Source organism: Larkinella sp. VNQ87, assembly GCF_049445795.1.
Taxonomy (GTDB): domain Bacteria; phylum Bacteroidota; class Bacteroidia; order Cytophagales; family Spirosomataceae; genus Larkinella.
Map to the genome: position 1 here is coordinate 102850 of NZ_JBMSDT010000018.1, position 12679 is coordinate 115528.

A 12679-nucleotide genomic window follows, 5' to 3' on the forward strand; every position below is an offset into this window, starting at 1 on the left:
GCCTGGATAGCTTTGGGCTTGTTGTTCAGGGGTTTGTATGGATTGAGTCCGAATAATTCAAATGCAGCCGCAGGGCTTTCAGGTACGTGACGCCCTGCAAGGGCTCCAGATCCAGATACTCGATCTCGGGTTTCACATGGCCTTCTTTCTGTAACTTTGTGATAAAAGGCAGATAATCCGCCACTTCCCGGCTATTGGCGTACACCAGCACCAGTGTATCGGGCTGCGTCAGGCGTTCCTGTGTTCCGGCGATGAGTGCCTTGTCGATCCGTTTTTTGAGCACCTCGTACCGAATGCTGTAGGAGCCTTCCACGTCGAACCGGTGTTCGTCCTGCCGGAAACTGATGTCGACCGGATGGGCGTGAGCCAGCAGCAACTGCGTGGTTTGCAGCGGCACCGGCAACGCGGGCAAAAGTTGGCGGGTCAGCCGGGCCATTTCGACCATTGCCTTCAATTGCCACCCGTAAAACCGGCGGAGGTAATCCGGCTCAAAAGGCTTGTGGGGCGAAATGGACTGTCCGACGTAGATCGTGTATTCGGTGCCATCGGTCCTGTACCGCTCAAAGTAGTGCGGATAAATGGTCTGGAGCCGCTTTTCTTCCTGTTCGATAAATTCGTTCACCGCCGTATTGACCCATTCCACGCTGCGTTCGTACGCCAGCAGCGACTGATTGAACAAGCCGGTTTCGACATCGGTTTTTTGGAAATACCGCTCAATGGGCTGGGTCAGGTGCTCGTAATGCCGCAGCAGGTGCCGGAAGTACGGATTTATTTCGTCGGCCAGAAAAGCCGAAACCCCTGCCTCGTCTTCCGGGTTGAAACCGTCGGCTTGTTTATTCTGCCAGTAATACTATTTGGCGACAAACTGATCGGGCAGGGCCAGGTCGTCCGGCAAATGCGCCTGGCTCAACAAGTCGCGGACGGCCGTCAACTGGGCGGAAAAATCCCGGCAGACGGCTTTGTGCCGTTCGTGCGACGAATTGCGAATGTCTACCGCACCGTACAACGGATACACCTGCGGAAACCGGACCTGCGTGGCTTCGCTGTTGAAGGCTTCTTTCTGCCCCAGCCGAACGTATTCCCAGGCGGCTTCCCGAAACTTCCATTCGACAGCCGGTTGCAGTGTCGTAAACTTCTTCTTAATCACCTGCTCCAGCGTCTGATTAAACTGGTAAAGCTGATACCGCAGCAATTCCTGGATAAGCGGAAGAACCTGTTCCAACTTTCGCAGCACGTCCGCATCGAAGGCGTTGGGAAAAGGACTGGCTAACTCCATGATACCGAGCGCTTCATTCCCGCTGACAATCGGATACAGCATAAAACTGCGGATGCCTTTCTGGTACAATTTATCCCGTTTATGGTCCGACAAATCGTTTAGATCAGAGTACAACTGGGGCGCGGGATTGTCGACCAGCATCCGGATTTGTTGCTGAATCTCCGGGTCTTTCAGGCCATCGACGACGGTGCCGGAATTGCGCAGAATCACGCTGCGGGCGCTCATTTCGGGCTGGTGAACAAAATACCCGTTGACCTGCTGAAATGGCACGATGCTGATCTGGAAGTCGGGCTCACCGCAGAGGTTGCGCAGGGCGGTTTCAAACTGTTGATAAATCGCGGGTTCGGTATCCGAATGCAAATGCGTAAACACCTCCTTGAGTTGGTGCATTGTTTCGGTTTCCGTAATGTCCTCGATGCGGAAGAAGGCAAATCCTTCGCAGGCAAATTCGTCCATCGGCATCGGGTCGGCGGGGAGCGGTCCGGTTCCGTAGCCGAAGTCGATCCAGGCAGGTTGCAGCGTTGGCAGAACGCCCAGGCTCCGGGGCTCGATGAACGCATTGTTGACATCGATCTGAAAATACCGGGTCAGGCCGTTGATTTCCCGCTGAAAACGAAATGACGGAACCTGGTAATTGCCCGGCGTAAAACCGTAGCATTTTTCGAGCATCAGCCGGTACAAAAACCGCAGCTTGTCTTCTACGCAGATTTGCTCCGGCAGTTCGGTCAGCAGGTCCGGAAACTGGTTGAGCAATTGCTGAAAGGCCGCCGACTGGTGAAAAACCGTAAAGGGCATGGGCAACCCAAAGGCGTAGGGAATATCCCGGCTGGTTGAGGTCATGGGCAAAACGGCCAGCGACGCCAACTGGAACAGGTTAGTGAGTCGTTTGGAACCGAGAATATCCTCCAACGGCTCCCCGGCGGGGTCGGGCAACCGTTCAAACTGGTCGACCAGGTACGTGTAAAGCCCGTACAAGGCGTCATTTGCCAGGCTGGTCTCCTGCTGGTTTTTCAGAAAGCCAACAAACGGCTGAAAAGACAGCCTGACCGGATGAACCGGAAAGGCCGTGGACGAAGAAACGGTAGACGTTGTCTCCATGATGTTACTTTATTTTCTGGCAACGACTGAGGCAGCAAACGGTGCGTGTTTCAGCCGGAAGCTCTGTTGTCGATGATAACACGAATTGGGCGAGTCTAGTGCCGATTCGTGTTGAATAACAAACAATTATAATTGAAATCCAACGAAAAGACGGAAACTTACTACAGCGCCGGACGAACGAATGTCCCAACCGCTAATTCCGGGTGACGAAAGGTGGCAAAAGAGAATTATAGGTTGGTTGAGGAGAACCGTGCAAACCGGCTCTCCGCCTGAATTACTCGTGTGGAATGCGTCGGAATCAGCTATTCATCAGTTGGACAATTGTCAGGGATGTGCTCATGATGACATTGCTAAAACAGCGTTGTGGTTCGGATGGTAGGTTGCCCCGGTAATAAGGTCCGGTACGATTCTTCCAGTTCGGTCAGAACGGTTTTCAGGTAGGTGATCAGGGCCTGGATGGTCGAGTGCGCGCCCGCCAGGTGCCGGATCAGCTCGGGGTTGGTCGGTTCGGCGCGGAGCTGGGCTACTTTCCCGGTCAGTTGCAGGATGAGGCCACCCAGAAACAGGCTGCGCTGGTGCATACACCGACGCAGGTAATTGCTCAGGTCGCTGAGGTCGGTGTACCGTTTGCCGAGCTGACCGAGTTGGTAGTCGTACCGGCGGATGGTTCGGCGGGAAGCCATCACAAAGTCCAGCCACTGGGTGTAATCAAGCAGGAGCGTTTCGGGGGAAAGGGGGGCAATGGTCGTTTCCATGGAGCAGAACAGGTTCAGAATAGGGATGGTCTGGTTTTAAAACCGGCTCCCGTCAATGGCCTGAAACGGTATAACGGAAGCCAGTATACGTAGGTGAACAGAGCAATGCGTTAATCAAACTGGGTTTCCTGCGCCAGGTATTCTTTCAGTTGCCCGACCGTTTGCAGTTGCCACCAGTCTTCATCCGAAATGCGAACGCCGAACGTCGTTTCAACCTGAAGCAGTAAATCCGTAATATCCAGTGAGTCCAGACCGAGGTCCCGGCTAAAGTTGGTGTCGTCCTTCAGAGCGCTTGGGGAAACGCCCATGCTGCTGATAATGTCGTGCAGACGGTGGTCTATTTGTTCTACGATCATGATAAAAAGTGTTCAGGTGAAATGTGAAAGGGTTACGTCTTTCCCGCCGGAGACTGGCCCCGACCGGGAAAGACGGTGGATACAGCATCTCAGGATACCGCCACTTCGGCTACATCCCGCTTCGTTTTGACCTTGCCGGAACGGTTGCTGAACCATTCGCGGGTCCGATCGACCAGGTAATACATCATCGGAACCAGAAAAACCGTCAGCACCATCGAACTGGTCAATCCGCCGATCAGCACCCAGGCCAGGGAGTTTTTCCATTCGGCACCGGCCCCGCTGGCGATGGCAATCGGAATCATCCCGATCACCATCGCGATGGTCGTCATCAGGATGGGCCGCAACCGCTCTTCACCCGCCTGGAGAATGGCCGTGCGGTAGGGCACGCCGTTGGCTTTCTGCTGGTTGGCGAAGTCGACGATCAGGATGGCGTTTTTCACAACCAACCCAATCAGCATCAGCATGCCGAGCATCGAGAAAATCCCGATATCCGATGAGCTTAAGGCCAGCGCCAGCAAGGCCCCGATAACGGCCACCGGTACCGAAGTGAGTACCACCAGCGGATAAATGAAGCTGTCGTAGAGCAAGACCATGATGAAATACACGAGCATCAGGGCGGCCAGCATGGCAATCCCGAGCGAACCGAAACCTTCGCTCTGGTTTTTGGCGTCGCCCCCCCAACTCACCGTTACACCGGCCGGGAGCGGATTTTTCGCCAGATCAGCCTGAATGATGCTCGTCAACGTTCCCGAACCGGTGCCCAGCACATTGGCCGTCACGGTCACCGATGACCGGCGGTTTTTGCGTTCGAGCAGCGACGGACCATTGCTCAGGCTGACGTTGGCAAACTCTTCCAACCGAACGGGCCGACCCGCCAGGGGGCTCACAAAGTTGATTTTTTTGACATCATCCGGGTTTTTGCGGTCGAAAGCATCGAGCATCACGCGGATGTCATAATCTTCCCCGCCGTCGCGGTATTTCGAGTCGTCGTTTCCGGCAAAGGCATTCTGCAGCGTTGCGCCCACGGTTTGAATGTTAAGGCCTAGTTTGGCCATTTTTTCCCGGTCGATTTCCACGCGCACTTCCGGGTTGCCCGACTCAATCGACACGTTGACGTCGTTGGCGCCGGGCGTTTTCCGGATGCGGTTGCCGAGGTCGTTGGCGGCCGTTAGCAACTCGTCCAGGTTGTCGCCACTGAGGAAGATTTCGATGGGAGCCGTTCCGGAATTGACAATGCCGACAACCGACGAGTTGAACTCGATGGCCGGGAAGCGCGCTTCCAGTTCTTTCCGCAGCCCGATCATGTAGGCTTGCGTCGGCTGCTGGCCGGGCCGCTGGCTGGCATCGGCCAGTTCAACTGTCAATTCGCTGCGGTTGGTTTCGCCCTGACCGGTGCTGTTCAGGCCCGTGCTGGCCCCGGCTACGTTCGTGAAAATGCTGCGGACTTCCGGTTTTTTGCGCAGGTAATCCTCAATTTGCCGGGTCGTTAGGTTATTGTGTTGCAGCGACGCGCTTTTGTCTACCTTCATCGTCAGCAGGAATTTGCCCTGATCACCCTCGGCCACGAACTGCGAACCGATGATGCCCAGGCTCATCACCCAGCCGGTGAAGACGAAGATGGCAATCAGAATGCCGGTAAAGGCCAGTTTGTGGCTCAAGACCCATTTCAAACTGCCGTGGTACCAGCGGGTCAGGCCCGTCAGTTGGCGTTCAAACCAGAGCAGAAACGCCTGGAACGGATTTTTGGGGTTCAGATGCTCCAGCTTGGCCAGCCGCGAGGTCATCCAGGGCGTCAGCGTGAAACTGGCCAGCAAACTGACCATCGTGGCAAACGCGACCGTCAGCGAGAACTGCCGCAGCAGGTCGGCAATCACCGAATCGACAAAGGTGATCGGCACGAACACCACCACAATTACGAGCGTGATGGCCACGGCCGCAAACCCGATTTCTTTCATCCCGTCGAGCGTGGCCTGCCAGCGGTTTTTGCCCATTTCAAGGTGCCGCTGGATGTTTTCGAGGACCACGATGGAGTCATCGACCAGAATCCCGATCACGAGCGACAGGGCCAGCAACGTCATGAGGTTCAGCGAGTAACCCATCACGTACATGAACAGGAAGGCTGAAATTAACGAAGCCGGTACGGACACCATCACGATGAAGGCATTCCGGAAGCTGTGCAAAAAGAGCAGCATCACGACGGCCACCAGCCCGACGGCCAGCATGAGGTCATGGGTAACGGCTTCCACTGAGTCGAGCGTGAAAATGCTGCTGTCGTAAGCGATGGCGAAATGTACCTTGTCTTTGGCGTTTTGTTTTTCGATCTGCGCCAGTCTTTCCTGCAATAACCGGCTGATCTCGACCGCGTTGGCGTCGGATTGTTTCTTAACGAACAACCCAATCCCGTTCTGCCCGTTGTACCGGCTGATGCTCGATGCTTCGGTCAGGCCGTCCGTTACGTTGGCGACGTCGCCAACACGGATCGGGCTGCCGTTGGGGGGCGTAGCCACCACCAGCTTCCGGATATCGTCGAGCGAAGTAAACTTCCCGGCCAGCCGCAGTGTCATGTTTTCCGAGGTGCTTTTCACTTTTCCGGTCGGGAAGTCGAGGTTGGCCTGGTTGATGGCCTGCGTCACCTGGAGCAGCGACAACCCGTAGTAATTCAGCTTGTCGTCGTCTACGTTGACCCGGATTTCACGTTTGTCACCACCGACCATCGTAATCTCGGCTACACCTTTGATCTGCTGAATAACCGGCAGGTATTTGTCTTCCATTTGCTGGTAGAAGACTTCGTTGGGCAGGTTCGAGGTCGCCAGCAATTGCATGATCGGCTGATCGCTGGGCGAGATCTTCGACATCGACGGCGTTTCGGCATCGTCGGGTAAGTCGCTGACCATCCGGTTGATGGCGCGCTGGGCGTCTTCCAGCGAGGCATCGATGTCGGTACCGGGCTTAAACTGAACGATGACGACCGAGGCATTTTCAAACGAGTTGGACTTGATGTCGTCGAGGTTGTCAAGTCCGGAAATGGCGTCTTCAATTTTCTTGCTGACTTCCGTCTCGACTTCCGAGGGTGCTGCACCCGGATACGCCGTGGTGATGGTGATGGTTGGTACCGAAAATTCCGGCAACAACTCGTAGCTCAGCATCTGGTAGGAGAACAGCCCGCCGATGGTCAGAATCGCGAAGAGCACGATGATCATCGAAGGCCGTTTGATGATGGTTTCGAAAAAGTTCATATTTGAGAAATTTTGAATGAGCGAATGACAGAATGAGTGAATACAGTTGGCAGATAGCTGAGTATCGTTCCATTCACTCATTCTATCATTCAAAATTCACTTATTGGGCCCGGACCATCGTGCCGTCCTGGAGGTTGATCTGACCGCTGGTGACCACCTGATCGCCGGTTTTCAGGCCCTTCGTGATTTCGTAGTATTGGTTGGTTGTGACGCCGATTTCGACCGGTTTCAGCACGGCTTTGCCGTTTTCAACCACGTACACCTGCGGCTGCTTGGCCGAGCCGACCAAGGCCTGACGCGGAATGGCGAGCGTCCTGGTTTTCAGTTCGTTCGTGTTGGCAATCGATCCGTACATCCCGGCTTTCAGCGGGTGAGCGGCCGAGTTGCTGACCGTAATCTGAACCGGGTAGTTGTGGGCGGCATCGCCTTCCACGCCGATCATGGAAATCCGGCCCGTAAACCGGACATCGGGGTACACTTCCGTCCGGACCGTAATGGGTTGTCCGACGCGGAACTGATTAATCGCTTTTTCGGGTACATCGATGATCAACTTCACCGATGAAATATCCGTAATCTTGGCAATCGGCGATCCGACCGACACCACCGAGCCTTTTTCGGCCATTTTCTGGGTAACAACGCCCGCAAAGGGGGCCGTAATGGTGGTGTTGGCAATCTGCTTCTTCAACTGCTTGATCTGGGCTTCGGTGGCCCGGATGTTCAACTGGGCGCGTTCGAGGTTCACGGCGGGCGTCGCGTCGCCTTTTACCAGCGCTTCGTACCGGCGAACGTCGTTCTGATAGCCTTCCAGCGTCACCTGAAGGGCTTCTACCTGGTATTTGAGCTGCTCGTCGTCGATCTTGGCCAGCAGGCGGTTTGCGCCGACCGACTGCCCTTCTTCGATGGGTAACTGGATGATTTGCCCACCCGCCTGGGGCCGGATTTCGACCTCACGGTTGGCCGTAAACGAACCGAGGAACTGGGTTTCTTCTGACAGATCACGGAGTTCGGCGACGGCCGTCCGGACGCCCACTTTCGGGTTCGCTTCGGGTTTGTACACTTTGGCTTCGACTTTTTCCTTGTTGTCGAGCAGGGTCCAGGCGGTCAGGCCAAGCGTGGCCGCCAGAATGAGCACGGTGATGATGCGTTTCATGGTGTTTGCAGGTTGGTATATGTTATGGATTGACAATGAGATTACCACTGGCTTTCTTCCAGTCGAGTTCGGCGGTACGGAACGTGACCAAGGTGTTGAGGTAGTTATTTTGAGCCTGACGCAGTTCGTCTTCGGTCTGGATTACTTCGCTGATACTGACCGTGCCTTCTTTGAATTGCAACTGGGTTTGGGTATAGATTTTCTCGGCCAGATCAACCTGGGCGCGGTTGGTGGTGAGGTTGCGTTGCTCCACGAGCAGCTTGTTCCGGGCGTTTTCGATGTCCATCGAGATCGACTCCCGGGTTTGCTGAAGTTGCGTGTCGAGCTTCTGGGCGTCCAGTTTTTTCTGCGCCACTTTTGCTTTCCGGCCCAGTCCGTCGAACACGTTCCAGTTCAGTTGGAGCCCCAGCCAATAACCGGGTACGTTTCTGATGTACGAGTTGTCGCCACCGATGGCATACACCGAACTGTTGGCAACGCCGTAAGCCGATACTGTAGGCAGAAAACCGGCTTTGATGTTTTGCAACTCCAGGTTGTTCAGGGCTTTCTGGCGATCGAGCAGCAACAGGTCAGTGCGGTTAATCGTCGGTGCATTGAGACTAGCCGCCGGAACCGTTTCGTCGATCACCGTCCGAACCGCCAATGTTTCGGTTTGCGGAGTGCCCGTCAGGAATTTGAGCATGTTCAGCAACTGGTTGTAGGTTGCCTGGAGCGACTCAATCTGCGTTTCTGAAGCGGTTTTACTCAGCCGCAGCCGGTCCACATCCACCCCTTTCGCCAGTTGGTTCTGCCGCTGAAGGTCCGTAATCTGAATCAGCCGGTCGGACGAAACGATGTTCCGGCGCAGAAAGGCCATCTGCTGGGCGGTGGTTTGTAGATTGTAATAAGTCGCGGCCACGTTGTAGGCAACATCTTCCTTGGTCTGCCGGGTTTGCAGGGCCGACAGCTCACGGCTGGTTTTAGCGGCTTTCAACCCGATCAGGACCGATGGGTTGTATAGGGCCTGTGATGCCTGTACGGACGTTGAGAGGTTATACGGCAGCCCGAACGCCAGCACCTGGTATTGACCCTCCGGTCCACCGAAGGCCGAGGTGGGTACTACCTGACCCGGTATTTTCAAATACCGCTTGTAGTCGCCGGTGACGTTGACGGAAGGCCGGGCCCCGGCTTTGACTTCGGCAATCTGGGCTTCTGTTTTGGTTTCATCCAGTTTCGCCGACTGAACGCTGAGGTTGTTTGTCAGCGCCTTGTCAATCAACTGTTCGAGTGTAAGTTCCTGAGCAAGCGCGATCTGACTCGTAAAAGCCAGGAGCAGACTTGCATACCATTGTGTGCGTTTCATGCGATGCGGTTTTGAAAAAACTGGATTTTCAGATGATTAAATTGTTTGTTTTAATCAATTGATTAAGATAGGAGCAAAAATTAAAGAACGGGTTCGGGTTTGAACAGATAATCACAGATCATGTCCTTGACGTATTCCAGGTGCTGTGCAGCAAAGTCCTGAAAACCGGCTTCGTCCAGGTTGTGCGAGAGCATGAGCATGGGCTTTGAAACTGACAGGAAGTGTGTGTTGGCGATGATCATGGTCAAAAGGTGTTTGGCATCAATCGACGGAATGAGCCCGGCGGCAATGGCTTCTTCGATCTGCTGGGTGAAACTTGATTCGACCACTTTTTTGATTAATCCGATGGTTGCATACAGCCGCTCAGGGTTTTTGTGCAACTCGTTCATGATAAAAATCATCAGGCTGGGGTTTTGCATCATCATCTGAAACTCGTGGTCCATCATCCGGCAAATCTTCTCCCGCAGGCTTATCTTCTCGTTCAGGATGTCGGTCATTCCTTGCAGCATCAGTTTGCACTGATCGTCAAAAACCGACTGAAACAGCTTCTCCTTGCTTCGGAAGTAATAATTCATCAGGGCGCTGTTGATCCCGGCGGCTTTGGCGATGTCCCGTATCGTTGTTCCGTCAAACCCCTTTTCCAGAAAGACGGTTTTTGCCGCTTCCCGGATACGCTCTTCGGTCGAATCTGGCAAACATTTCATGGTAGTGGTGTATTAATGGCTCAAAGGTAAAAGCGAAAAATTACTAAGCAAATATTTTAATTGAAAATTTTAATCAATTGATTAAAATGCTTGCTTAGCGGCTTTTTTCCAGGGTTGAACGGCAGTAGCCAGGAATTGGTGTTTGAAGTGCCAGGCCGCTTAGAAACAGTTAAAAGTCGTGGATCGTACCTGTTGAAATTACCCTGAAGGGGGCTAAAACATCCGGATATTTAGCCCCCTTCAGGGGGTTGGGGGTAAAATTGATGATTCCCAGACTTTTTTACGCCTGCATCCGGCCCGACTTTTTCAAATACCGTACGGACAGATAGAGCAACAACCAAAGCCCCAGTAAAAAAAACAGAACCGGGTACTGGTACGCGGGTGTGACCAACGAACGGTAGTTGAGAAACAGAATCAGGGTGATGCCGGTCAGCCAGACGTACTGGGTGTTGTACTCTTTCAGCAGCCACCGGCGCCAGTTGAACGCCATACCGGCAAACGTAGTACCGAGACCCCGCAGGTCCGGCAACCAGCGGTTGACGCGGGTGCAGTACTGGTCGAAGGCCGGACCAAATTTGGTGCGCAGAAAATTCTCCTCTGCCTGCACGATGGCCTGGTAGATGAACAGAAAGAGCGGCATGAAAACCGCCACATAGAGCAATGAATTGGCCAGAATTCCGACGCCCAGCAGCATCAGTACATTGCCCACGTATAACGGATTGCGGCAGTGGTTGAAGATGCCTTCGGTCACCAGGTTCTCGGCGAATACTTTTTTATCCTTCCCGCCCCGAACAATGTACGCCAGCCCGATGGTGGCTCCCCGGATCAATTGCCCGCTGAGGGTGATCAACAACCCCAGTCCGATGGGCCAGATGTAAAAAGACGGGCCGAAAATCGCTACCGAAAAGATCGGGGGCGACGGAATAAACAACGCCAGGTATAGAAAGATGAAAATCAGGTTTCGGTATTTAAAGAAAAAATTGCCGATTTCGATCATGACGCTGCTTCGGTTTTTACCGCGATCATTCCGGAGAAATTGTACCATTGAAAGAAGGTTTCGATGTGGGAAAAGCCTGTTTCCTGCAACAATAGGCGGTTTTCGGACAACTTGTACGGTATCAGCACGTTTTCTAGTGCTTCCCGTTTCTGCGAAATTTCCAGTTCGCTATAATGCTGCCGACGTTTGTACTCGTAGTAATAATTGATGTAATCCCGGTTGAACTGATCGTCTTCCGTGATGATTTTTTCGACCACCAGCAGAGCACCGCCCGGTACCAGACCGTCGTAGATTTTTTTCAAGACTTTCTGGCGGTAAATGGGCCGGATAAACTGAAGCGTCAGGCAGAGCACAACAACCGACGCGTTACTGATCGTGATATCCCGTTGAATGTCACCCTGCCGCAGTTCGTAGGGTCGCGAAACACCCAGTTCCCGGAGTTTCAATTCGCATTTTTTCAGCATTTCTGCCGAGTCGTCGATGCCGACAAAGCGAATGTCGTTGGGAACCCGGCGATCCATGTTCAGGAGCGTCGTGCCGGTCGAGCAACCCAGGTCGTAGACGTCGGTACCCGGCCGGGCATACCCGACTGCCAGTTCACCGAGCATTCGCTGAATTTCTTCGTAGAAAGGAACCGACCGGTTGACCATGTCGTCGAACACATTCGCGACGGTTGGCCCAAACTTGAAATCCGATACTTTGTTGATTTCTTCTTTAAATAGGTTGTCGTGTTTAAACGGAATTGCCTGAGAGTCAACTTGTGTCATGGCAGTGGGAAGCTAAGCCGTTGATCGAAAAAAGGAGAAAGTAGTCAGCAAAGCCCGGCACCGGATGAGTTCCGGAACGCGGCTTTACATACGCACAAAGGCCCGGAGGCTGCGTGGGGCAATCAGTTTTTTCGAATCAGGTGAGAGCTTCGTCCCGGGGTTTCAGTCGTTTCATATGTTGGCGCGCGTTTTTAGGTGACTGTTCTACGAATGATTAAATTGAGTGGTTTAATCATCTGATTAATGCGCCAACAAAAAAATTAGGAAGCTGGTTCAGGCTTGAATAAATAATCGCAAATCATCTCCTTGACGTACTCCATGTGCCGGGTCGCAAATTCCTTGAAGCCCGCTTCGTCAAGGTTGTTGGCCAGCATCGTCATGGGTTTGGATACGAATAGAAACTGGATGTTGGCAATGATCATCGTCAGAATGTGCTCCGGATCGATGGGCGTGATGGCACCCTGGGCAATGGCGTCCTCGATCTGTTGGTTAAAAATGGATTCCGGCAACTGTTTCGCCATCCCGACCGTGCCATACATGCGTTCCGGATTTTTGTGCACCTCGTTCATGATGAAGATCGTCAGGTTCGGGTTCTGCATCATCATCTGAAATTCGTGGTCCATCAGCCGCGAAATCTTCTCCCGCAGACTAATCGGTTGATTGACAATATCGAGCAGTCCTTCGAAGAGCAACGAGCACAAATCGTTGAAGATCGATTGAAACAGCTTTTCCTTGCTCCGGAAGTAATAATTCATCAGGGCGCTGTTGATGCCGGCTTCCTTGGCGATGTCGCGGGTGGTGGTCCCGTCGAAACCCTTTTCCAGAAACACTTTTTTGGCAGCTTCCTTAATGCGTTCTTCCGTTGATTCAGTAATGCACTTCATGACGGTGGTCGAATAACAATTCGAAGTTGGTTGTGTAAAAATAACAAATAAAAATGGGAATCGTTTACACGAAAAACCGTTTGGCGGACGGTCTCACTTTTCAGCGCGGTTTTA

Annotated in this window: 11 protein-coding genes; all 11 read right to left on the reverse strand. The window is 53.4% G+C overall.

Annotated elements, in window-relative coordinates:
• Nucleotides 1-25 precede the first annotated feature (25 nt).
• Nucleotides 26-679, reverse strand: coding sequence for a hypothetical protein (locus ACO2Q8_RS26235; protein ID WP_423347861.1), 654 nt, complete (start codon nt 677-679; stop codon nt 26-28).
• 171 nt (nt 680-850) lie between these two features.
• Nucleotides 851-2374, reverse strand: a complete 1524-nt coding sequence (locus ACO2Q8_RS26240) for a hypothetical protein (RefSeq protein WP_423347862.1) — start codon at nt 2372-2374, stop codon at nt 851-853.
• Between the two features lie 350 nt (nt 2375-2724).
• Nucleotides 2725-3129, reverse strand: a complete 405-nt coding sequence (locus tag ACO2Q8_RS26245; RefSeq protein WP_423347863.1) for a hypothetical protein — start codon at nt 3127-3129, stop codon at nt 2725-2727.
• 110 nt (nt 3130-3239) lie between these two features.
• The gene (locus ACO2Q8_RS26250; RefSeq protein ID WP_423347864.1) at nt 3240-3485 is read right to left on the reverse strand and encodes an acyl carrier protein; all 246 of its coding nucleotides are present in this window, start codon (nt 3483-3485) and stop codon (nt 3240-3242) included.
• 89 nt (nt 3486-3574) lie between these two features.
• Nucleotides 3575-6721: an efflux RND transporter permease subunit gene (locus ACO2Q8_RS26255; RefSeq protein ID WP_423347865.1), complete on the reverse strand. Its 3147-nt coding sequence runs from the start codon at nt 6719-6721 to the stop codon at nt 3575-3577.
• A gap of 100 nt (nt 6722-6821) precedes the next feature.
• Nucleotides 6822-7871, reverse strand: coding sequence for an efflux RND transporter periplasmic adaptor subunit (locus ACO2Q8_RS26260; RefSeq protein ID WP_423347866.1), 1050 nt, complete (start codon nt 7869-7871; stop codon nt 6822-6824).
• A gap of 22 nt (nt 7872-7893) precedes the next feature.
• The gene (locus ACO2Q8_RS26265) at nt 7894-9213 is read right to left on the reverse strand and encodes a TolC family protein (RefSeq protein WP_423347867.1); all 1320 of its coding nucleotides are present in this window, start codon (nt 9211-9213) and stop codon (nt 7894-7896) included.
• A gap of 80 nt (nt 9214-9293) precedes the next feature.
• Nucleotides 9294-9917 carry a TetR/AcrR family transcriptional regulator gene (locus ACO2Q8_RS26270; RefSeq protein ID WP_423347868.1) on the reverse strand — a complete coding sequence of 208 codons (624 nt, stop codon included), beginning with the start codon at nt 9915-9917 and terminating at the stop codon, nt 9294-9296.
• 280 nt (nt 9918-10197) lie between these two features.
• On the reverse strand, nt 10198-10914 hold the full coding sequence (locus tag ACO2Q8_RS26275) for a methyltransferase family protein (RefSeq protein ID WP_423347869.1): 717 nt from the start codon (nt 10912-10914) through the stop codon (nt 10198-10200).
• The gene (gene cmoA / locus ACO2Q8_RS26280) at nt 10911-11681 is read right to left on the reverse strand and encodes a carboxy-S-adenosyl-L-methionine synthase CmoA (protein WP_423347870.1); all 771 of its coding nucleotides are present in this window, start codon (nt 11679-11681) and stop codon (nt 10911-10913) included. The genes ACO2Q8_RS26275 and cmoA overlap by 4 nt, the downstream gene beginning before the upstream one ends.
• 260 nt (nt 11682-11941) lie before the next feature.
• Nucleotides 11942-12565, reverse strand: coding sequence for a TetR/AcrR family transcriptional regulator (locus tag ACO2Q8_RS26285; protein WP_423347871.1), 624 nt, complete (start codon nt 12563-12565; stop codon nt 11942-11944).
• Nucleotides 12566-12679 lie beyond the last annotated feature (114 nt).